The organism is Streptomyces lydicus, assembly GCF_001729485.1.
Taxonomy (GTDB): Bacteria; Actinomycetota; Actinomycetes; order Streptomycetales; family Streptomycetaceae; genus Streptomyces; species Streptomyces lydicus_D.
In genome coordinates this window covers 3,576,267-3,597,783 of sequence record NZ_CP017157.1, presented here as the reverse complement: position 1 = coordinate 3,597,783, position 21,517 = coordinate 3,576,267, and the positions used below count along the sequence as shown (strand labels likewise).

Below are 21,517 nucleotides of genomic sequence, written 5' to 3'. Positions count from 1 at the left end.
CGCCCTCCGCTCCCGAACGGCCCACAGCCCCTCGCCCCCGAACCCGCCCGGGGTGCACGGCTCACTGCCATCGTCCTCCCTCCACTCCCGCTTCCGGGTACGCGCCGCACGCGACTGCACGAGGTCCGCGCTCTCCCCGGTCCCGGGCGAGGTACCCCGACCGGCCTCACCACAACAATCCGTACGGCCGACCGAGCGATCACCGAACGGGGCCCACGGCGGGTCAGGGACAGCCGAGAGGCCCCGCCGGACCGCCCCTGGGGCTACTTGATGCCCTGGGCCTTGGCGTTGGCGAGCAGGGCCTTCAGGCCGTTGGTGTCGTAGCCGGTGAGGTGGCCCATGGCGGTGGCGGTCTTGTAGCCGCCGTTGGGGCTGCACATGAGCGGGGTGTTGCCGTAGCTGGTGGCCACGCAGGCGTACGGGTATTCCTTCCCGGCCGCGTCCAGGCGGTTGGGGTGATCGAGTCCGAGGGCGTGCAGCGGCTCGTGGACCAGGGTGTTCCGCAGCTTGTACGGCTCGATGGGGTAGCCGGTCCAGTACTCGGAGTCGTAGGCGACGATCCCGCCGGTGCCGACCCCGCGGGCCGGGTTGGGGCAGGGCATGGCCTGGCTGAAGCCGGCGCGGCCCATGGGCCGGTAGAGCTCAATGATCTGCACGTGGTAGGCGGGACCGCACTTCGCGGGGTTCACCGTCTCGACCCCACCGATCTTGAGGTGGACACCGGCCGCGTTGATCTGGGGCACGGCTGGGGCGAGGAGCGGGGTGTAGCGCTTGCGTAAGGTCTCGGTGGCGAACGTGATGAGGTACGTCCGGCTGGGGGAGATCGAGGTGACGCCCAGCCGAGTGGCGATTTTCCATCCGGTGCCGGCGGTGGTGAGGGTGGCGGCCTGGGTGGGGGTGGGGGTGGTGATGACGGCGCACGCCGTGAGGGCTGCGGCGGCGCCGGCGAGGGCTTTACGCATGCGGAGGCTCCTTATGAAGTTGTGGGGGGATTGTGTTGACTCTTCACGTCAGACGTACGAGCGCGAGAGATAGTTGCGCATCGATCTTGATCAACTTTGTTGTCCGGTACGGCTGTTGACCGACGGGAGAGCAGCTGCGGGACCGAGGCTCTCGCGGTGCCGTAAGGTTTCCTGATCATGGATACGCGCACAGCACACCGGATGGTCGCCGTCCCGTCGGGGCGGGTTACCCTGTCCGACCGCCGGACGCAACGCAGTTGGCCGGTCGAGCTCGCGCCCTACCGGCTCGCCGCGTACCCGGTGACCCAGGCGCTGTACGCGGAGATCACCGGCCTGCGTCCGGGCACCGCGCGAGGGGACCGGCTGCCCGTCGAGGGCGTCTCCTGGTGGGACGCGGTCCGGTTCTGCAACGCGCTGTCCCGGCGCGAGGGGCTCACGCCCGCCTACCGCCTCGACGCCGGCCCCGACGCGGAGGGTGACGGCATCACTTGGGACGCCACGTCCGACGGGTACCGGCTGCCGACCGAGGCCGAGTGGGAGCACGCCTGCCGCGCCGGTACCACCGGGCCGCGTTACGGGCCGCTCGACGAGATCGCCTGGTACCGCGGCAACTCCCAGGAGCGCCTCCACGACGTGGCCGGCAAGCGCCCCAACGCATGGGGCCTCCACGACATGCTGGGCAACGTCTGGGACTGGTGCTGGGACGTCTACGACCCGGAGGTCTACGGCAGTTACCGGGTGCTGCGGGGCGGCGGCTGGTTCGACGAGCACTGGAGCTGCCGGGCCTCGGCGCGACGCCGCAGCCATCCGACCTTCCAGGTCGATGACGTGGGCTTCCGCGTCGCCCGTTCCGTCGTGCGCTGACCACCGCCCCGGGCGGGCGGCGGTCGGTCAGTCCGCCAGGTCGCCCAGGAGTTGCCAGGTGCGGCGCCGGTCGGCGTCGCCGGCAAGCTCCGTTCCCCCGAACACCACCTCCGTCGCCCCGGCGTCCCGGTAGCGGCGCACCTCGGCGGCGACCGTCCGCTCGTCGCCGATCACGGCCACGTCGGCGGCCCGTTTGCCGCCGGAGAGTTCGATGACCCGCGCGTAGGACGGGATCTGTTCGTAGAACGCGAGCTGTTCGGTGGCCTTCTCGCGCGCCGCGTCGACGTCGTCGGTGACCACGCCGTGCACGAGCGCCACGATCCGTGGCGCGGGCCGGCCGGCGGCCTCCGCGGCGGCGGTCACCGCCGGGACGATGTGCTCGGCCAGGGCCCGCGGCCCGGCGAGGTAGGGCAGGATGCCGTCCGCCAGTTCGCCGCTGACGCGCAGGGCCTGGGGTCCCATCGCGGCGACGAGCAGCGGCACGCCGGCTTCGGCGCCCGGCACCCGCGCCGGCAGCGGGGTGGTCGCGGTGAGCAGTTCGCCGTGGAAGTCGGCGGCTCCGGTCTCCGTCAACTGCCGTAGCGCGGTGAGGAATTCCCGCAGGCGGGCGATGGGACGCGCGTAGGGCATGCCGAAGCCCGCCTCGGTCAGGAGCTTGGTGCCGAGCGCGAGGCCGAGGTGGTAGCGGCCGTGGGTGGCCGCCTGCGCGGTCTGGGCCTGGCTGGAGACCAGCAACGGGTGGCGTCCGAAGACGGGGATCGCCGACGTGCCCACCTGGAGACCGGGCACTTCCCGTCCGACGAGCGCCGCGAGCTGGGGTGAGTCGGCGCCGAAGGTCTGCCCGAACCACGCGGACCGCAGTCCCGCGGCCGCCGCCTCCGCCGCGAGTCGTACGGTCTCGTCGATCTGGTTGCCGGCGTCGGTCGCGTTGAGTGCTACTCCCACGGTCATGTCAGCGGCAACCGGGGGAAGTTGGTGCCGCATTCCGCGTCGCGTGTGACGCCTTCGTGTCGGCCGTGTGTACCGAGACCTGCCGGCCGACCACGGGCGCCCCCACCCACTACGGGCCCACCCCGACGGGCCCCTGAGGCCGGCCGCGAGGCGTTTCGTCCGCGCGGTCGACGAGACGAGGGCGGACGGGACAGATGCTGGACACCGGAACACCGGGACACGACCGAGGAGAAGCTGTGACCGACGCGCAGAAACTGCACCATCCGCGCAGCCTGACGGCGTTCCGCACCACGAAACTGCTCGTCGGCTGCTACCTCGGCATCAGCGTCCTCACCCTCGTCGCCGTCGTGCTGCTCAGCGGCGACGCGGCACTGGTGACCGACGCGGTATGGGTGCGGGTGGTCATCGTCGTCGCCAGTGCCCTGCTGATGTTCCTCTCCGCCGTCCGCACCGCCCGCGGATCCCGACGGGCGTATCGCAGGCTGCGGATCCTCTCGGGCGTGATGCTGGCGGCCATAGCCGTCATCCTCGCGGTGCCCGGCGCCTTCCCGGTGTGGCTGAAGATCGAACAGGGCGTGTGCGGGCTCCTCCTGCTGGGCGTCGCCGCGCTCGTGAACGGCAAGCACCTGCGGGCGGTGTTCGCCGTCGGGTGAGGCGCGCGGCGGCTACTCGAAGCGCGTGGCGTCGCCGGCTCCCCGGCGTACGATCTCGGGCGCGCCGCCGGAGAAGTCGATCACGGTGGTCGGCTCGGTGCCGCACTCGCCGGAGTCCACCACGGCGTCCACCACGTGGTCGAGCCGTTCCTTGATCTCCCAGCCCTGCGTCAGCGGCTCGTCCTCGTCCGGCAGCAGCAGCGTGCTGGAGAGCAGCGGCTCACCGAGCTCGGCCAGCAGCGCCTGGGCCACGACGTGGTCGGGGATCCGCACGCCGACCGTCTTCTTCTTCGGGTGCAGCAGCTTGCGCGGCACCTCCCGCGTCGCGGGGAGGATGAACGTGTAACTGCCGGGCGTCGCCGCCTTGATCGCGCGGAACACATCGTTGTCGATCTGCACGAACTGCCCCAGCTGGGCGAAGTTCTCGCAGACCAGCGTGAAGTGGTGGCGGTCGTCGAGGTTCCGGATCGACCGGATGCGATCGATGCCGTCGCGACTGCCCAGCTGGCATCCGAGTGCGAAGCAGGAGTCCGTCGGATACGCGATGAGCGCGCCGGAGCGGATGCTGTCGGCCACCGTGCTGATGGTGCGGCGCTGCGGGTTCTCGGGGTGCACGTCGAAGTACTTCGCCATCCGGCGAGTCTAGGTGCTCTCCTGACCTCGCGCTTCCGACAAAAGCGCAGTACACGGCACATTTGCCCGCGGGTCGACTTTTCACCCGCCCGGCTTCCGCTCCCCTACGCCTGCTGGATCGCCCGCACCAGACCGGTCACCAGGTGCGCCCGCTCGGCCATGGCCCCGATCACCAGGTACTCGTGGTCGGCGTGCGCGCCGCCCCCGACCGCGCCGAGGCCGTCGAGCGTCGGCACCCCCAGTGCGGCGGTGAAATTGCCGTCGCTGCCGCCGCCTACCGCCCTGCCTTCGATACCGGGAAGGAGTCGCTGCGCCACCGCGAACAGTCCGGCCGCCGCCGACTCGGGCATCGGGGGCCGGCCGACCGCTCCCTGAACCGTGATCTCCGCCTCGTCGAGATGGGGGGCCAGCGCCGCGAACGCGGCCTCGATGCGCTCCTTCTCGTCGGCGGACTCGACCCGTACGTCAACGATGACGGTCGCTGCTGCGGGCACCACGTTGTCCAGGGTTCCCGCGGACGCGACGGTCGGGGTGACGGTCGTGCCGATCTCGGGGCGGCCGAGTGCGGCGATGTCCAGCACCTGGTGTGCCGCCTCGATCAGGGCGTTGACCCCGGCGGCGGGCTCCAGCCCGGCGTGCGACGCCCGGCCCGCCACGGAGACCTCGAACGTGCCGCAGCCCTTGCGACCGGTCTTCAGGGCTCCGCCCTCGGCGGCCCCCTCGAACACGAGCACGGCGCCGCAGGCCAGGGCGCGTTCCTCGATGAGGGCCCGGGAGGCGTGGGAGCCGACCTCTTCGTCGGCGGTCACCAGGATCTCGACGCCGGACCGGTCGTCGAGCGCCGCCAGGCCGTGGATGGCCTGCACCAGACCGCCGAGCATGTCGAAGACCCCGGGGCCGGTCGCCTGCCCGTCCGCGACCTTGAACGGGCGCCGTTCAAGGGTGCCGAGCGGAAACACCGTGTCGTGGTGACCGAGGATCAGCACCGCGGGATCGCCGCCGGCGGACCAGTGGACATGTGGTCCGGCCGCACTCTCGACGAGTACCGCCTGCCCGCCGAGGCGGCTCTCGATGACGGCGGCGACCGCTGTGGCCGACGCCCGCAAGGCGTCCCGATCGCGCGAGGGGGACTCGATCTCGACGAGAGTCCTGAGGTCTTCCAGCATCGCGTCAACGCTCACATCGACGCTCTTGTGCATCGTCACCGGGCAAGGGTACTGGGCACGCCACGACCGGAAGAGGGGACCACCTGCCAGGCGGGCGGGCGGGTTCACCGTCGTGGCCCGCGCGTCCCTCATCGCCCTTTCGTCACCCCATTGGTGCCATAACTGCCACAACTTCCATTACCTCCAGCTTCCGCCCGGCTTGCCCCTCTGACGAGCACGTACTCGGCGGCGGATTCACTCGTACGTGTGCTGCACCGCAATTCGAACGTGTGATGCAATTCAGTGGTGACTTCCTATGCCTTCCCCGACGATCTCCTCCAGGCCCAGCGCGACTGGTACGCCGCCTACCGGCAGCTCGCCCAGGAGGAGAACCCCTCCCGGACCACCGTGCTGCGGCGCACGCTGCAGCGGCTGTCGGTACGGATCACCACGCACCCGTACTGGGCCACCGTCCCCGGCCGGGCCCCGGCCGCCCGGATGGCGCTCAAGCAGCAGACCTGGGAGCCGACCGCCGAAGAGGCCCGACGGTGAACGCCGGGATGACCGAGGGGAGGGACGAGCGGGACGCCGAGGCCGGCCGCGACGTGGTGCGCGCCGGCCGCTCGCCTCAGGTGAGCGGGCCGGCGGGGTCCGCGGCCCGGGCGTCGAGCCGCGGGTCACCGCCGCCGCGGCCGCCGCCGTCACGGTGCCGGAATCTGTTGCGGTATTCCGTGGGCGTCGTGTCGAGTCTCCGGCGGAAGGCCCGGATCAAGGTGTCGGTGGTGTGGAAGCCACAGCAGGACGCGATGCGGTCGAGGGTCTCATCGGTCGATTCGAGGTGCTGGCGGGCCGCTTCGACGCGGGCTGATTCGAGGTACGCGGCCGGCGTCATGCCGAGTTCGGTCTTGAAGATCCGGGTCAGTTGCCGTTCGCTCACATGGGCCTGAGCAGCGAGGTCGGCGACCGTGAGCTGTGCGGTGAGGTTCCGCGTGATGAAGTGGCGGAGGTCCTCGACCCGTCGCGTCGTCGAGACGGGTTCGAGCGGAACGCTGAACTGGCTCTGCCCGCCCGGCCGTTTCAGATACATCACGAGCTGCCGGGCGACACGCAGCGCGGCGGCTTCACCGAAGTCGTCGGCGACGAGCGCGAGCGACAGGTCGAGGCAGGCGCTGATCCCCGCGCCGGTCCACACGTTGTGATCGCGAATGAAGATCGGATCCGCGTCGACCTCGATCGACGGGTGGGCGGCGGCGAGTTGCCGCGCGGTGGACCAGTGGGTGGTGGCGCGCCTGCCGTCCAGCAGCCCTGCCTCCGCGAGCAGGTGCGCTCCCACACAGACCGAGGCGACGCGTCGCGCCCTGCCGGCGAGCGTCCGCACCCAGGCGACCACCTCGGGGTCGGTGACGGCGCGCACGCGGCGCCGGCTGTCGACCTCGACCGCCCCGGGCACGAGGAGGGTGTCGATGCGCCTCGTCGACACCTCCTGGAGGGTGGTGTCGGGGAGGACCCGCACCCCGGCGGAGGTGGTGACCGGGTCCATGGTCTCGGCGGCCAGTACGACCTGGTAGCCCGTCGCCTCGTCCACCTCGCGCTGCAGCAGGGCGAACACCTCCGGGGGCCCGGTGACGTCCAGCAGGTCGACGCCGTCGAAGAGGACGACGACCACCAGTCGCTTGACGGTACTCATGCGGTCCGCGCCCCTCCCCCGGCCCGTCCGGCGCCACCGCACCCGACGCGATGTCTGTATCTGCATGTTAGACGACATTGCCGACACCTCGGGTGGGTCGTAGCGTTCACCGCACAGCCACCGCGCGGCGGCCCTCACCTTTCAACTCCACTCCCCAGGAGGGCACTTCCATGCCTACGACGACCCTGCGTGAACTCAACGGCCTCGACCGGACCCCGGCCTCGCTGGCCGACGCGACACTGATCCTGATCGACTACCAGAACACCTACACCACCGGCGTCATGGAGCTGACGGGATGGGAATCCGCCCTCGACGCGGCCGCCGCACTGCTGGCCAGGGCCCGGAAGGCCGGCACGAAGGTCATCCATGTCATGAACGACGGCGGTCCGGGCAGCCCGTACGACGTCCGGGCCGAGAACGGCCGGATCCACCCCCGGGTGGCTCCCGTCGAGGGCGAAACCGTCGTGGTGAAGACGGCCGCCCCCAACGCGTTCGTCGGCACCGACCTCGGTGAACACCTCGACGCCGCCGGCCACGAGAACGTCGTCATCGCCGGGTTCATGACCAACATGTGCGTGACGTTCACCGCGGAAGGGGCGTTCCTGCGCGGCAACCGGCCGACCGTGGTCGCCGACGCCTGCGCGACCCGGCCACTGCAGACCGTGGTGGCCGACGTGTCCGCGGAACAGCTCCATCACAGCGCACTCGCCACGATCGCCGACCTGTACGGCGTCGTCGTCGCCTCCGAAGCGTCCTTGAGCTGAGCTGAGCTGCGACGCGCGGCCGTCCGGGTGGCAGGCGGCCGACGCTCGTGGTTCTCCTCAGCGGATGTCGTGGTCGGGGTGGGCCCGGTCGTACGCGCGGCGCGCCTCGGCGATGACGGAACGGTGGTCCAGCGACCAGTCGGCGAGCGCCTTGACCAGGTGGGTCAGGCCGGCCCCGGTCCCGGTCAGGCGGTAGTCGACCTGGGCCGGGACGGTCGGGTAGACGGTGCGCAGCACAAGGCCGTCGCGTTCGAGCCTGCGCACGGTGAGGGTGAGCATGCGCTGGGAGATGCCGTCGACGGCACGCTGCAGTTCGCGGAACCGACGCGGCCCACCGGCAAGTTCAACGATCACCAGCACCGACCACTTGTCGCCGATGCGGTCCAGGACGTCGCGGATGCCGCAGTCGGGGTGGTCCTGACGTCCGCAGGGATCGAGGTCGGCGGGGGTGGTTACCCCGGTGTGCGTGGGTGACATCAAAGTGCCTTCTTGTGGCCGGTGGGCGGGCGATCAAGGATCAAGCGTAGTTACCGATGAGAACCACGACGGAAGACGGCGATTGACATGATCTTGGTGACCGGAGCAAACGGAAACCTCGGCTCGGCCACCCTTGCGGCGCTGCGCGCCCGTGGCATCGCCGCGACGGGCGGCAGCCGCATGCCGGGGGAAGGGATGCGGCGTCTCGACTTCGACGACCCCACGAGCCTCGATCTCGCCGGGGTGTCGACGCTGGTGCTGATCTCCGCCGGTTACGCCGAGGACGACCAGGTCGTCGAGCGGCACGCGGCGATCCTGGACGCCGCCGTCCGCGACGGCGTGCGCCACGTCGTCTACACGAGCCTGACCACCGCCGGCGACCATCTGGGTTTCGCGCTCGCACACCGTGCCACCGAACGCCTTGTGCAGGCGAGCGGTTTGCCGTGGACGATCCTGCGCAACGGCCTGTACGCCGAACTCTTCGGCGGCCTGCTGACGTGGGCCGGGAACGGCGTGGAATCCGCGTTCGGCGAGGGCGCCCTGGCCGCGGTCGCGCGGGAGGACCTCGCCGAGGCCGCGGCGCTCGTCGCGGCCGATCCGGCGGGACACCGCGGGCGCGTCCACGACCTCGTCGGCACGCCGGTCACGGCCGGTCAGGTGGCCGACCGGCTCGGGGTCCCGCACCGCACCGTCGGCCTGGGCGAGTACCGGCGCAGACTCCTTGAGGAGACGCCAGGACTCCTGTCGTTCCAACCGCCCATGCTCGTCTCGATCGCCACGGCCGTCCGCCACGGCTTCCTGGCCGGCACCACCCCCGACCTCACCAACCTCCTCGGCCGCCCGGCCCGCGACCCCCTGGCCGCGGCCGTCGCGGCCGCGTCCGCCACGCGACCGGCGACAACCGCCCGGTAGCGCGATCGGTCCTCCCGAGGGGAGGTGGTGAAGTCGGCCCATGTGCTGGTGCCACCCTCGCTCCGGCTTCCCCCTGCCGCTCCGCGGAACGGGAGTTGAGTACGGATGCTCATGCGCAGCACCGCCGGACACGGCACCCTGCCCCCATGACCGAGACCCTTTCAGCCCCCCGACGCCGGCGCCCCTGGTCGCACAGGACGCGCCTGGGCGTGGACCTCGCCCTCGCGATCCCGCTGTTCCTGTTGGAGACCGCGTGGCTCGTACTGGACTGGATGTACGGCTTCGGCCTGGAGGTATGGGCGGCGCAGGGCGATCGAGCGCAGATCGACGCGGCCGGTCTCGCGCACATGGGGCGGGTACGGACGCTGCTGATCGCCGTACTCGTGCTGGCCGTTCTCGCGGCGGTCTGCCGTGCCCGCTGGACGGTGATCGCCCATCTGCTGGTGGCCCTGCTGGCAGGTGGAGTGCTGGTGGCCGCCCAGCAGGAGTGGGACCACAGCCACGCCCCGTCCCCCGGTTGCAGCCGCTACAGCGCGAACTGCTGAGAGGGCCGGGGGCGGGGCGTGGCGTCGAGGGGTGGGGGTCAGCGCAGCGGCAGGGTCAGTTCGGACGGGTCGGCCGGGGTGGAGCTGAACGAGACCCGGCTCCCCCGTGGGCTACGGCCGCCGTACAGGGGGTCCTTGGTGTCCACGACCAGCGCCAGCCGGTGTCCGGCGGGCAGGTCGTAGGCGGTGGTGTAGAGCGGGACGTCCAGCGGGAAGGCACGGCCCGGTGTGCGGTCCGACCAGCTCTGCGGGGCGTGCGAGATCAGCTTGCCCACGCCGAGGGAGTTGACGTCGTAGAGGTAGGCGAAGGCGGTGCCCCGCGAGGCGGCGGCGGTGACCGTGGTGTGCAGCCGGGCGGCGCCGCGCAGGTGTTGCACCGTCCGGTAGGGCGCCGACTGCCACACGGCCGCGGACCTGCGCGGCAGCAGCGGGACGAAGACAGTCGGGGGCAGCGCGGCGAGCTGGTCGAGCAGTCCGGACAGTTCGGGGACCCCGCCGTCGGCGCCCGAATCCGTGCCGCCGACCACCTGCTGCTGCCACCCGGGCCCGGCCGTCCCGCCGAGCGTGCCGGTGCCGAGGGGGTCCGGGCCGCCCATCCGCAGCTGTGCGGTCCGGGAGCTGATGGCCTGCCAGTCGGGGTAGCTCTCGTGGGTACCGCTCGGGCGGACCTCCAGCTCCACCGGCCGCCGGGGGGAGGCGCCGCCGGTGCCGGCCTTGAGGTGCTGGTCGAGCCAGCGGTGGGCGCTCGCCCAGGTGGCGTTGTGCAGCCCCAGCAGGCTGGTCAGCTCCTGTGTGGCGTGGTCGCCGGGACGCAGTTCGAGCCGCTTGGGGCCGGTCAGCCGCTGGTAGAAGGTCGTCATCTGGCTGGGGTTGAAGATGCTGTCGCCCCAGGCGTTGGCGAGGAAGACGGCCGTGCCGTGGGCGTTGATCCGGTCGACGTAGGTGGCGGGGGACCTGGTGTGCGCCCAGGCGACGACGTCGGGGAGGTCGCGGTCGGCGAAGAGTTCCGCCAGGACCCGGGCGAACTCCGGGCTCCTGCGGCCGGTGGGCGTCTGGATGGCGGTGAGCAGGGCCGCGGCCTGCAGGTGCCGGGTCTGCCCGCCGTAGAGCGAGTCGGTGAGGTCCGCCCAGCCGCTCATCGCGGCGACCGCCTTGATCCGGGGGTCGAAGGCGGCGCCCAGGAGGGTCAGCCCCCCACCCAGGGAGAGGCCCACCATGCCGATGTGCCCGCGGTCGGCAGGGGTGTGGGCGAGGGCCCAGTCGATGACCGAGGACACGTCGGCGACGTCCTTGGGCCCGCCGACGTCGACCTGGCCCCCCGAACGCCAGAAGCCGCGGACCGTGTACGTCACGGCGACGTAGCCGTCGGCGGCCAGTTGCCTGCCCTGGGCGACGTACTCCAGGTCGTTCTGCCCCCAGCTGGCCGGCTGGACGACCAGCGGATAGCGGCCCTTCCGGTCGGCGCCGGGCGTGCCGGGGGCGGGGGTGAAGACATGGGCCTTGAGGACGGTGCCGTCCTTCATCGGTATGTCGGTGGTACGGAACGACGGCGTGCCGTGGGCGGCGGCGGTGACCGCGGGGCCGGGGCGGCCGGCCGCCGAGGCAGCGGGCGGGGCGAGGGTGCCGATCAGGGCAAGTGCCGTGACCAGCACGGCAGTTGTCGTCCTGCGCCGGCCGCGGAGGCTGCCGGGCGTACGGCGGGGTCGCGCCATCGATGCTCCCTCAGGATCTGACCGCGGTGCCGGGGCGACACCGGTCCGGTGCGGTGACCGGAAGCGTACGGGCGCCGTATCAGCGCTGGTGAGACGATGATCAGCCAAAAACTACTCTCGGGTAACTCTCGTTGGCCGGAACCCGCGGAGGCGTCGGACGCGGCGGCGCCGCCGGGCCCGCGGGCGCCGCGGGCGCTAGCGGGCCGGGCGGCGGTCGACCGGGGTGCGCGGGGCACGGGTGGCCACCGGCCGGCGCCGGGCGCCGGACCAGGGGGCCGGCACCGCCTCGATGTCGCGGGCCAAACGGTAGGCGAGCGCCTCGTAGTTGATCCGCCAGCCACGGAACTGCGGCCACGCCTCCTCCGGCGTGCGCTCCATCGGGTAGCCCTGTTCGCGCATCCGCTCCACGCCGCGCAGGAAGTCCTCGTAGGTCAGCCGCAGTGCGTCGTCGGGGTGCGGGTCGCGGTCGTAGGGGACGCCTTCGATCTCGGCGAGGTCGCGCAGGCAGACGAAGCCCGCCCGCAGCGCCATCCGGACCTCGGCCTGCGGCTGGGAGGGGCTGAAGGCCAGCCGCAGGGCCGCGGCGTCCATGACGGACAACAGGGCGATCAGCCAGTTGCGGTGCGCCTTCGGGGACCGGAAGTGGATCAGGATCGGGTAGGTGGTGTGGCTCTCGCTCACCTCGGCGCTCCACCGCTCCCAGTTGCGGAACAGTTCGGTGAGGCTGTCCAGCAGGCCGACCTGCGCGTAACGGGCGAGGATCTCCGGCCCCCAGGGCGGGCTGCCGGCCCGGGCCTGGAGCAGCGTCACCTCGGCCTCCCTGCGCTGGTAGGCGCCGTAGAGCGCGGGCAGATAGCCGACCTGCAGACCGATCACGATCGGGCCGGTGACCGCGGCGAGGAAGTCGATGGCGTTCAGGGTCACGCGGTTGCCGCTGGCGAAGCCGAGCGTGAACAGCGAGGAACCCGACTCGATCAGCGCCTCCCTGACACCCAGTCGGCTCACCGCGGCCTCCAGCAGCGCATAGCCGACCATGAAGGACGCCAGCCAGCCGATCAGGGTGACGACAACGGCCACCGCCCCCATCGGGGCGAGCACCCGGTCCTTGGCCTCGGCGCTCGGCAGGCGGTCGGCGACCAGCTGGAACGGCCGGTGGACCAGGCGCTGGCAGAAGCGGCCGAAGCCGGAACGCGTCGGCCGGGGCACCACCAGCGAGCGCAGCACCGAGGAGAACAGCCTGAGCACGACGACGGCACCGGCGACGCCCAGCAGTACGCGCACCGCGGTCCGCTCCTTCCCGCACTCCCGCCTCGACGAGGGCAGCGTACGGGGCTCCTCCCCCGGGACGGCGTCAACCCGGCGGCGGACCGGCCGAAGACGGCACGCTCGTGCGCGAGGGCGGGTGAACGGCGGGGTGCGCGGCGGCCGACAGCGGGACACCGCTGCCGCCGTGGCGGTCGGCGACGATCTCCGCGGCGATGGAGAGGGCCGTCTCCTCGGGCGTCCGGGCACCGAGGTCGAGGCCGATGGGGCTGCGCAGCCGGGAGAGTTCGGTCTCGCTGACGCCTGCTTCGCGCAGTCGCCGGGTGCGGTCCCGGTGCGTACGGCGCGAGCCCATCGCGCCGACGTAGGCGACCGGGAGCCGCAGGGCGAGCGCGAGGAGCGGTACGTCGAACTTGGGGTCGTGGGTCAGGACGCACAGCACCGTACGGGCGTCCACCTCGGTCGCCGCCAGATAGCGGTGCGGCCACTCGACGACGATCTCGTCGGCGTCGGGGAAGCGGGCGGCCGTCGCGAAGACGGGCCGCGCATCGCAGACCGTCACGCGGTAGCCGAGGAACCGGCCCACCCGTACCAGCGCCGCCGCGAAGTCGATCGCACCGAAGACGATCATGCGGGGGGCGGGTACCCGCGACTCGACGAACAGCGTCAGCGGACGGCCGCAACGGCCGCCGTCCTCGCCGATGACGGCGGAGCCCGTACGGCCGGCGTCCAGCAGCGCCCGCGCCTCGTCGGCCGCGGCGCGGTCCGCGCCCGGCCCGGCGCCGAGGCTGCCCTCGAAGGAACCGTCGGCGCGGACGAGGAGGGCGCGGCCCAGCAGGCCGGGCGGGCCGTCGCTGATGCGGGCCAAGGCGACCGGCCGGCCCTCGGCGGCGGCCGCCAGACCTTCCGGGACGACCCCGCCGTGGACCCGGGTGACCAGGACGTCGAGGGCGCCGCCGCAGGTCAGGCCCACGGCGAAGGCGTCCTCCGGGTGGTAGCCGAAGCGCTCACGGACGGGCCTGCCGTCGTCGAGCACCTGCCGGCACAGCTCGTAGACCGCGCCCTCCACACAGCCTCCGGACACCGACCCGATCGCGGTGCCCGCACCGTCCACGGCCAGCGCGGCGCCCAGCTGACGGGGCGCGCTGCCCTCGACCTCCACCACGGTGGCGACGGCGAACGGGCGCCCCTGCCCGGCCCAGCGGCTCAGCTCGTCGGCGATGTCCAGCATCCCGGCCTCCTCACCCGGGCGGCGCGCCCCGGCCGGCCGGCGCGCTCATGACTCCGGGCCCGTGACCGACCGCGCGACCGGTGCCGTCACCGGCCGCACGGGTCGCGCGCGGGCCGGCTCAGCCCTGGATCTCGATATGACGCGGCTTGGCCGCCTTGGCCTTGGGGATGGTCACCTTGAGGACGCCGTCGGAAAGGGATGCCTGGACGTCGTCGGCCTTGACGTCCGTGGGCAGCAGGGCGCGGTACTCGAAGCGGCCCACGGGGCGCCCCCGGCGCCGCAGCACGCCCTCCCGTTCGCGTTCCGTGATTTCCCCCGTGATCGCCAGGTCGTGCTCGGTGATCTCGACGTCGATGTCCTCGCGCTTCGCGCCGGGCAGTTCGCACTCGATGAGGTAGGCGTCGTCGGTCTCGCTCATGTCGGCCAGTGGCGCCCAGGCCATCGTCTCGCTCAGGGACCGGGAGAGGCCGGCCGACTCCAGGAACCGGTTCATGCGCTCGAAGATGTCCTCGAAGTCGGTGGTCATCTCGGACCGGGGAGTTCCCCGCTCCGTCAGGCTGCCGTGACGGTGTCGGGCGGGCAGAGTCATCGCGATCACCTCGCGCAGGGACGGAAGTACAGGTGCTTCTTCCATGCTGACCGCGGTCCGTGCGACCGGCACCTCGGCCACCCGTGCCGCCCGGACACCCGCCCCCTCTTCCGGAGGGTGGCGGGGCGGCCACCCAGGGCGACGGAGCTCCGCGATGGGCCGCCCCGATACCTGACGCTCCGCCAGGAACAGGTCGGCTGCGCACACATGGGGCACATACGTATACCCCGACCGTATAGTGCCCGCCATGGCTGTCGATCTCCGTCGTGGGTCCCCCGTTGCCGGTGAGCGGGCGGCCGTACGCGGCCCCGCGGGAGCGCGCGGGTGGCCGGCCTGGGTGGTTCCCGCCGGGCCCGCGCTCCTGGCGCTCGCACTGGGGTTGTGGGGGTTGCGCCGCCAGGACGCGCTGTGGCGGGACGAGGCCGCGACGTGGGAGGTGGCCCAACGGTCGCTGCCCGAGATCTGGCACCTGCTCGGCCATGTCGACGTCGTCCACGGGCTCTACTACCTGCTGATCCACACCCTGTTCGAGATCTTCGGCGCCGGTCCGGCCGTGCTGCGTCTGCCCTCGGTGCTGGCGATCACGCTCGCCGCGGCGGCCACCGCGGCGACCGCCCGCCGGCTCACCGGCCCGATGGGGGCACTCGCGGCCGGACTGGTGCCCGCGCTGCTGCCGGTGATGCAGCGCTACGCGCAGGAGGGCCGCTCGTTCGCGCTGGTGACCGCCGGGGTGGCGGTGGCGACCTGGCTCCTGGTGGGCGTGCTGTGCCCGGCGGAGTCCGGCGGCCCGCGGGACGGTCGCGGGCGGCGGGTCGGGTACGGGTGGCGCTGGGCCGGCTACACGGTCGTCATGCTCGGCACCGCCCTGCTCAACTGGCTGTCGCTGTTCGCCCTGGCGGCCCACGGCGTCACCGTCCTGATCGCCCGGCGGTCCGGTCAACGCGCGCAGCAGGGACGGTGGTTGGCGGCCGCCGCGGTCATGGTGCCGGGGGTGCTGCCGCTCGTTCTCGCCAGCCGTCCGCAGGCGGGCCAGGTGGCATGGATACCGCCCGCCTCCGCTGCCAGCCTGCTCGGGGTGACCGCGATGCTGGTGGTCGCCCTGGTGTGTGCCCGGGTGCCGCGCCCCGCGGGCACCGGGCCGTCGCCGGTGTCGGTGGGCCTGCCGCTGCTCGCCGTGCCGCAACTCGGGCTGCTGCTGGCCTCCTGGCTCGTCACGCCGCTCTACGTCGACCGCTATGTGCTGTATTCCTACCTCGGGCTGGCGCTGCTCGTCGGCCCCGCCCTCGGCTGGGCGGTGCGGACGACGGGTGCGTACGCCCGGCGGCGGGGCTGGGCGCGGGTGCCGGGCGAGGCGCTGCTCGCCGGCGTCGTCGCGGTGGTGTTCCTGGCGCTGCTGCCGCTGGAACTGGGCCTGCGCGAGCCGACGAGCCGGACCGACGACGTGCGGGTCGCGGCCGCAACGGTCGCGGCGCTCGCCCGCCCCGGGGACGGCGTCGTGTACATACCCGACCAGCGGCGCGATGCCGCGCTCGTGACGCCGTCGTCGTTCCGCGGGCTCGACGACCTCGCGCTGGCCGAGGACCCGGTCAGCTCCGGGACGCTGTACGGCGTCGAGGCGTCACCCGCCCGTATAAGGGCCGCGATGCTGGCCCGCCACCGCATCGTCCTGGTCAGCGACACCGAGCCCGCCGCGCTGCCGCCCGCCCCTCGCGACCTGGTCAAACGCGCGGTCCTCGACCGGTACTTCGTCCGCACCGCGACCGCCGACACCGGAGGGCGCCGGGTGACGGTGTACGAACGGGCCCGGTGATCACAGGCGCATGGTGCGGCCGCGATCACCGGGCCCCGCACGCCGTGGCGGCACCGCGGCGTCCGCGCGCCACCGCCTCCCGGCGCACCTTGCGGGGCAGCGGGCTCGCCGGTCAGAAGGTGAGCGTCTGCCCCGCGCGGCGGGCCTGGTGCGCGGTGTAGGCGACGCCGTGGACCTTCAGACCGTCGGGGTCGAGCAGCGTGATCGATCCGCCGTGGTCGCCGAGCTCGAACCCGTCGTGCACGGGGACGACGAGGGTGCTTCCGGGATCGACGGTCCCGGTCGGCAGCGGCAGCCGGTGTCGCTGCTGGTCGGCGAGGTGCCAGCCGGCCAGGTCGACCGGATCGGCGGAGGTGTTGACCAGGGTGACGGTCTCGTCCCCGGCCGCCCGCCCCACCGGATTGACCAGCGCGGCAAGGATGCGCAGGGTCGCCTCGTCCTCGGCGGGCAGCGCATGGGGCGCGGTGGGGAGGGTGTGGCCGGTGGTGTCGTCGGTGTGCCAGTTCTGCGACTGGAAGGCCAGGAAGACGCCGACCCACCGGGATTCGACGGGCAGGTGCACGAGCAGGCCGCCGTCCTGCCACACGCCGTCGTCGGCACGGAATTTCCCGCTGTTGCCCTGGTTCATGTGAATCTCGTGGATGCCGTCGCTCGGACGGAAGTGGAACACCTCGTCCTCGGGAGCCCGGTTTTCGAACCGGCCCCCGAATACATAGACCGCGGCCGTGGAATCGGCGATGGCGCGCTGCACCGTGTGGTCGAGCAGATCCGCCAAGTCGTTGTCCACGCCGGGCAGTTCCGGCGGCAGCGTACGCATTTTCGCGGGATCGAAGAGATTGCCGCGCACGAAATCGAGACTCGCTCCGCCCGCCCGCGACGGCAGCGGGGTGAAGCCGCTGCCGGCCGGCGGGAGGAGTTGCGTCACGGGGTGCCGGAGGTCGTCGACGACCACGTACAGGAGCTCGGACGGCGCCTGCTGGGAAAGGACATTGACGGCGGCGCGATAGGAGGCGCCGTTGTTGTCCTGCAGATGGATTTGGTAATGCGGGGTATGAGTGGCGCCTTCCCGCCGCCGGTCGACCGCTCTACCCGCCAATACGCCATAGTCTTTCACCGGCATATGCCCGTCCTCCCTCACGCAGCGGGACCGCACCGAACGCTTCGACCGTAAGCCGCTGCCCGCCACCTCAAATCCCCTGTGAGCCATTCGGGTGAATGCGGGGGTGCGGACGCCCCGGCCGGAGCCGTCGCCGTGCCCCGGAGCGGCGGTCAGACGGTCTCGGCCGCCAGGGCGGCGGGGGCGGGCCGCGCGGTCCGCAGGACGCCGGCCGCGAGGGCCGCGGCGAGGCAGCAGGCCACGGGCAGGAAGAAGGTGAGGTTGAGCGGCATCAGACGGGTCAGCGGGCCGATGACGGCGGGGCCGGCGAGCATGCCGAGGTAGCCGAGGCCGGCGACCCGCGAGACATTGGCCCCGGCCGCGTCCGGGTCCGCGTGGCCGGCGGCGCTGAAGAGTTGCGGGATGCAGCCGGCCAGTCCGGCGCCGAACAGGGTCCAGCCGAGCAGGGCCGCCGCGACCCACGGGGACAGTGCCGCCACCGTCAGGCCGAGTGCGGCCGCGGACGCGCCGTAACGGAGGATCGCCACCGGTCCGAAGCGGCCGGCTGCCCGGTCGGTGAGCAGGCGGCCGACGGTCATCGCGGTGGCGAAGGCCCCGTAGGCGAGCGCGGCGGTGGCGGGCGAGGCCCCCAGGACGTCCCGGAGCTGGAGCACGCTCCAGTCGTTCGCCACGCCTTCGCACAGCATGAGCATCAGCGCCAGCGCGGCCAGCACCCGGATGCGCCGGTGGGTGCGGCGCCGGCCCCGGTCGGCGGCGGGCACCGGATCCGTACGGCGGGGCTCGGCGGGCAGCAGCGCGGGCGCGGTCAGCGCGGCGACGACCAGACCGAGCAGCGCCACCGCGCCGAGGGTCGACGCCGGGCCCCAGCCGGCGTCGAGGGCGCGGGCGCCGGCCAACGCGGCCGCGACACCACCGAGGGAGAAGGTGGCGTGGAAGGCGGACATGACGGGCCGGCCGTAGCCGCGCTCCACCTGGACGGCGTGCGCGTTCATGCCGACGTCCAGGCATCCGTTGCCGCAGCCGAGCACCAGCAGTGCCGCGCCCAGCGCCCAGCCGTTCGTGGCCAGCGCCGGCAGGACGAGCGCGGCGCTGCACAGCGCCGCACCGGCCGGTACGACGGTGCGGGCGCCGAAGCGGTCGGTGAGCGGGCCGGCGATCCGCATGCCGGCGAAGGCCCCGGCGCCGAGCAGCAGCAGGAGCCAGCCGAGCACCGCGTGCCCGATGCCGGCGCGGTGCTCGACGGCCGGGATGTGCACGACCCACATCCCCATCAGGAAGCCGTTCAGGGCGAAGTAGCCGAAGGTGGCCAGACGGCCGGCCCGCAGGGGACTCTTCCACGAAATGAACATGGGAACGAACATAACGAACAAGTTTGATGTTTGGAAGATTGCTTTTCGTGCAGGGGTGGTGTTCAATCCGGCTATGGGGAGTGCAGAGCGACTGAGGCAGATCACCGACGCGGTGCGCGCCGCCGGCAGCGTCGGCGTGGCGGAACTGGCCGTCCTGACCGGTGCGTCGGAGATGACCGTCCGCCGCGACCTGGAGGCGCTGGCCGAGCAGGGCGTGCTGGAGCGCTATCGCGGCGGGGCCCGGAGCCTGCTGCTGCGCGGCGCGGAGCCCCCCTTCGCGCTGCGGTCGCAGGAGGGGCTGGAGGTCAAGCGGCGGATCGCCGCGGAGGTCGCCGGGCTGATCGCCGACGGCGAGTCGGTCGTCCTCGACAGCGGCACCACCTGCCTGGAGGTGGCCCGGGCCCTGGAGCACCGCCGGCTGACGGTCATGCCGCTGTCCCTGCACGCGGTGAACGCGCTGGCCGGGGCCCCGCAGGTGACGCTGCTGGTCCCCGGGGGCCGGCCCCGTCCGGGAGAGTTGGCGCTGACCGGCCCGCTGACCGCGGCGTCGCTCGCCGCGCTGCGCTTCGACACCGCCGTCATCGGCTGCTGCGGGGTGCACGCGACGGACGGCCTGACCGCGTACGACCTGGACGACGCGGCCGTCAAACAGGCCGCGATCGCCTCGTCCCGGCGCGTCATCGCCGTCGCGGAGGCGGCGAAGTTCGGCCGTACCGCGCTCGCCCACGTCGCCCCCGCCACCGCGCTGCACGCCCTCGTCACCGACGGGGCCGCCCCGGACGACGAGACCGGGGCGCTGACCCGCGCGGGCGTGACCGTACGGAAGGTGTGAGCGCCGGCCGGCCGCACCGCGGACGCGCGACTGCCCGGCGGATCACCGTGGTCGGTGCTCCGCCGGGCAGCCTGCCCCGCTCCTCCCGGGGGCGGGGCTCAAGCGCTCACGGCCCGGGTGTCAGGCGGTGCCGCGCCCCTTGCGGCGGCGCAGTACCAGGACGGTGCCGGTGGCACCGGCCGCGACCACCGCCGCGCCGATACCGGCCGGCAGCGCCGGGAAGCCGGCGGAGTCGGTGGCCGAGGCCGCGTTCTGCATCGCCGGGCCCTGCGTGATGGTCGTCGCGACCGGGTCGACGTGCCGGACCGGCCCGACCGACTTGACCGAGCCGTCCGTGTTCAGCAGCACCTGCTTGTTGTTGGGGTGCCGGAAGTCGAACATGCCCTGCAGCGAGCCGGCCCGGCTGTCGAAGGAGGCATCGCCGATCCGGCCGGTGTGCCAGTTGTCCTCGACGAACTTGATGATCGAGGTCTGCTCGGTCGGGGTGTGGTCGATCCGGTTGACCTTGCTGTACGGGGAGATCACCAGCAGCGGCTGCCGGGTGCCGGGGCCGCAGCGGTCCGCGTAGCCGCCGGCCGCCGCGGGGCCCGCCTGGCAGGCGGGGCTGTCGGTGGGCTTGCCGTTGGAGCCGGTCGAGGTGTCCTTGGAGCCGTTGCGCGGCGTGGCGAAGGCGTGGTCGTACCAGCCGTCGGAGTCGTCGTAGGCGACGACGACGGCGGTGTCCTTCCACTGCGGCGACTGCTGGATGTGGTTGATCTGGTTGACCAGGAAGTGCTGTTCGTCGAGCGGGTCGGAGTAGCCGGCGTGCGCGTCCTGGTACTCGGGCGCCTTGAGGAAGCTGACGGCCGGCAGCTTGCCCGCCTTGAGGACCGCGTCGAAGTCGGTCAGGTCGTAGTTGTGGTTGGCCGGTCCGGCGTGGCCGATCTCGTCGACGCTCTTCGGGGGCAGGTGGTGCGGGTTGGCCGTCGACTTGTAGTACTGGAACGGGGAGTGGTGCGGGCTGTAGTCGACGGCCGCCGCTCCCCCGACGTTGGTGTGGGTGGTCCCGCCGCACTTGGCGTAGTGGCCCGCGGTGCCGTCCCACGGGGTGCTGGCCCGGAAGCCGCCCTGGAACCATCCCCAGCTCACCTTGCGGGAGTTGAGGACGTCGCCGATGTTGCGGCCCTGCATCACGGCGAGCGCGTTCTTGCTGGTGTGGTCCTTGTCGGAGCAGTCGTCGAACGCCGGGTCCGGGTCGTTGACCATGGTGCCGACGCCCTTCGCGTCGGGCGACTGCACGGCGTGCGGGTCGGGCGTGGCGGTCTGCCGGGGGTTCTCGGTACCGGAGGCCGGGTCGGTGGAGATGACGCCGTGCGTCTGCCCGGAGACCAGGTTGATGGCTCCCGGGGTGGACGGGCCGTAGACCGAGCTGAACGAGCGGTCGTTCAGGGCGTAGTGCTGGGCGTAGTTCCACAGTCCGGTGACGGTGTTGCCGTCGTAGTAGTCCATCACCAGACCGGGCTCGCCGAAGAGCCCGCCGGAGCACTTGCCGGAGTCGGTGTTCTGGACGAACCGGTCGGCCTTGCCGCCGTTGTACGCGTACTGCTCGGGCCCGTAGTCGTGGTTCTGGTCGCAGGTCATGGCCTGCTGGGGGGTGAGCCGCTTGGGCGCGTACTGGTTGGGGTTGTGCTTCAGCAGGCCGGCGGTGCGCAGGTTGTCGATGTCCCTGGGGGTGCGCGGCGAGGCGGTGAACTTGGTGCCGTCGGTATTGGCGGCCTTCGGGTAGGTCGCGAAGTAGTGGTCGAACGAGATGTTCTCGTCGAAGAGGACGACCACGTGCTTGATGGGTGTGGCCGTGCGGGAAGGCGTGGGGTGGTGCCCGCCCGCGGCCCCGGCGGGCGCTCCCGCGCCCAGGACCGCGAGGGCTGCGACACCCGTGAGCGCCCCCAGTCTGCGCATCGCTGCTCGGCTTCCTCTACTGGCCATGCTGGTTTCACCCTCCGGACAAGGACGCGGTTGTGCTGTACGGCCGGATGCTCTGC

21 protein-coding genes are annotated in these 21,517 nt (G+C 72.5%); 8 read left to right on the top strand and 13 right to left on the bottom strand.

What is annotated here, in order from left to right; all coding sequences use genetic code 11:
• Positions 1–263: 263 nt before the first annotated feature.
• Positions 264–962 carry a hypothetical protein gene (locus SL103_RS15590; protein WP_069569615.1) on the bottom strand — a complete coding sequence of 233 codons (699 nt, stop codon included), beginning with the start codon at positions 960–962 and terminating at the stop codon, positions 264–266.
• A gap of 177 nt (positions 963–1,139) precedes the next feature.
• Here SL103_RS15590 and SL103_RS15585 point away from each other — a divergent pair, with 177 nt between their 5' ends.
• Positions 1,140–1,826, top strand: coding sequence for a formylglycine-generating enzyme family protein (locus tag SL103_RS15585; RefSeq protein WP_069569613.1), 687 nt, complete (start codon positions 1,140–1,142; stop codon positions 1,824–1,826).
• A 27-nt stretch (positions 1,827–1,853) separates the two neighbouring features.
• Here the strand turns inward: SL103_RS15585 and SL103_RS15580 are convergent, their stop codons facing one another.
• Positions 1,854–2,777 carry an LLM class F420-dependent oxidoreductase gene (locus SL103_RS15580; protein WP_069569612.1) on the bottom strand — a complete coding sequence of 308 codons (924 nt, stop codon included), beginning with the start codon at positions 2,775–2,777 and terminating at the stop codon, positions 1,854–1,856.
• Positions 2,778–3,013: 236 nt separating this feature from the next.
• On the opposite strand from SL103_RS15580, the gene SL103_RS15575 reads away from it, so the two are divergent.
• On the top strand, positions 3,014–3,430 hold the full coding sequence (locus tag SL103_RS15575; protein WP_244303917.1) for a hypothetical protein: 417 nt from the start codon (positions 3,014–3,016) through the stop codon (positions 3,428–3,430).
• Between the two features lie 12 nt (positions 3,431–3,442).
• Here the strand turns inward: SL103_RS15575 and SL103_RS15570 are convergent, their stop codons facing one another.
• Positions 3,443–4,063: an L-threonylcarbamoyladenylate synthase gene (locus tag SL103_RS15570; RefSeq protein ID WP_069569608.1), complete on the bottom strand. Its 621-nt coding sequence runs from the start codon at positions 4,061–4,063 to the stop codon at positions 3,443–3,445.
• 104 nt (positions 4,064–4,167) lie between these two features.
• Positions 4,168–5,262 (bottom strand): M20 family metallopeptidase, encoded by a 1,095-nt coding sequence (locus tag SL103_RS15565; RefSeq protein WP_432215396.1) that lies wholly within the window; start codon positions 5,260–5,262, stop codon positions 4,168–4,170.
• 252 nt (positions 5,263–5,514) lie between these two features.
• On the opposite strand from SL103_RS15565, the gene SL103_RS15560 reads away from it, so the two are divergent.
• Entirely contained in the window at positions 5,515–5,760 is a 246-nt protein-coding gene (locus SL103_RS15560) for a hypothetical protein (RefSeq protein WP_069573753.1), read from the top strand.
• A 76-nt stretch (positions 5,761–5,836) separates the two neighbouring features.
• Here the strand turns inward: SL103_RS15560 and SL103_RS15555 are convergent, their stop codons facing one another.
• Positions 5,837–6,895: a GlxA family transcriptional regulator gene (locus SL103_RS15555; RefSeq protein ID WP_069569606.1), complete on the bottom strand. Its 1,059-nt coding sequence runs from the start codon at positions 6,893–6,895 to the stop codon at positions 5,837–5,839.
• 170 nt (positions 6,896–7,065) lie between these two features.
• Between SL103_RS15555 and SL103_RS15550 the strand changes: the two genes are divergently transcribed.
• Complete coding sequence (locus tag SL103_RS15550; RefSeq protein WP_069569604.1) at positions 7,066–7,659, top strand: isochorismatase family protein; 594 nt, start codon at positions 7,066–7,068, stop codon at positions 7,657–7,659.
• A gap of 57 nt (positions 7,660–7,716) precedes the next feature.
• On the opposite strand, the gene SL103_RS15545 is transcribed toward SL103_RS15550, so the two are convergent.
• The gene (locus SL103_RS15545) at positions 7,717–8,136 is read right to left on the bottom strand and encodes a winged helix-turn-helix transcriptional regulator (RefSeq protein WP_069569601.1); all 420 of its coding nucleotides are present in this window, start codon (positions 8,134–8,136) and stop codon (positions 7,717–7,719) included.
• An 87-nt stretch (positions 8,137–8,223) separates the two neighbouring features.
• Between SL103_RS15545 and SL103_RS15540 the strand changes: the two genes are divergently transcribed.
• Positions 8,224–9,048, top strand: coding sequence for an NAD(P)H-binding protein (locus SL103_RS15540; RefSeq protein WP_069569599.1), 825 nt, complete (start codon positions 8,224–8,226; stop codon positions 9,046–9,048).
• 146 nt (positions 9,049–9,194) lie between these two features.
• Positions 9,195–9,593 (top strand): DUF6234 family protein, encoded by a 399-nt coding sequence (locus SL103_RS15535; protein ID WP_069569597.1) that lies wholly within the window; start codon positions 9,195–9,197, stop codon positions 9,591–9,593.
• Positions 9,594–9,631: 38 nt separating this feature from the next.
• Here the strand turns inward: SL103_RS15535 and SL103_RS15530 are convergent, their stop codons facing one another.
• The 4 genes from SL103_RS15530 to SL103_RS15515 form a co-directional block, all read right to left on the bottom strand.
• Entirely contained in the window at positions 9,632–11,305 is a 1,674-nt protein-coding gene (locus SL103_RS15530; protein WP_069569595.1) for a CocE/NonD family hydrolase, read from the bottom strand.
• A 195-nt stretch (positions 11,306–11,500) separates the two neighbouring features.
• Positions 11,501–12,586: a hypothetical protein gene (locus tag SL103_RS15525; protein ID WP_069569593.1), complete on the bottom strand. Its 1,086-nt coding sequence runs from the start codon at positions 12,584–12,586 to the stop codon at positions 11,501–11,503.
• Positions 12,587–12,656: 70 nt separating this feature from the next.
• Positions 12,657–13,799, bottom strand: a complete 1,143-nt coding sequence (locus tag SL103_RS15520; RefSeq protein ID WP_069569592.1) for an XdhC family protein — start codon at positions 13,797–13,799, stop codon at positions 12,657–12,659.
• 118 nt (positions 13,800–13,917) lie between these two features.
• Positions 13,918–14,433 (bottom strand): Hsp20/alpha crystallin family protein, encoded by a 516-nt coding sequence (locus SL103_RS15515; RefSeq protein WP_244303916.1) that lies wholly within the window; start codon positions 14,431–14,433, stop codon positions 13,918–13,920.
• A 202-nt stretch (positions 14,434–14,635) separates the two neighbouring features.
• On the opposite strand from SL103_RS15515, the gene SL103_RS15510 reads away from it, so the two are divergent.
• Positions 14,636–16,198, top strand: a complete 1,563-nt coding sequence (locus SL103_RS15510) for a glycosyltransferase family 39 protein (RefSeq protein ID WP_079146240.1) — start codon at positions 14,636–14,638, stop codon at positions 16,196–16,198.
• A gap of 112 nt (positions 16,199–16,310) precedes the next feature.
• Here the strand turns inward: SL103_RS15510 and SL103_RS15505 are convergent, their stop codons facing one another.
• Positions 16,311–17,318: a DUF2278 family protein gene (locus tag SL103_RS15505; protein ID WP_069569589.1), complete on the bottom strand. Its 1,008-nt coding sequence runs from the start codon at positions 17,316–17,318 to the stop codon at positions 16,311–16,313.
• Positions 17,319–17,467: 149 nt separating this feature from the next.
• Positions 17,468–18,664: an MFS transporter gene (locus SL103_RS15500; protein ID WP_069573750.1), complete on the bottom strand. Its 1,197-nt coding sequence runs from the start codon at positions 18,662–18,664 to the stop codon at positions 17,468–17,470.
• Between the two features lie 73 nt (positions 18,665–18,737).
• Between SL103_RS15500 and SL103_RS15495 the strand changes: the two genes are divergently transcribed.
• A complete protein-coding gene (locus SL103_RS15495) occupies positions 18,738–19,496 on the top strand; it encodes a DeoR/GlpR family DNA-binding transcription regulator (RefSeq protein ID WP_069569587.1) in 759 nt (252 codons plus the stop codon).
• 120 nt (positions 19,497–19,616) lie between these two features.
• Here the strand turns inward: SL103_RS15495 and SL103_RS15490 are convergent, their stop codons facing one another.
• A complete protein-coding gene (locus SL103_RS15490; protein WP_099055421.1) occupies positions 19,617–21,434 on the bottom strand; it encodes a phospholipase C in 1,818 nt (605 codons plus the stop codon).
• Positions 21,435–21,517 lie beyond the last annotated feature (83 nt).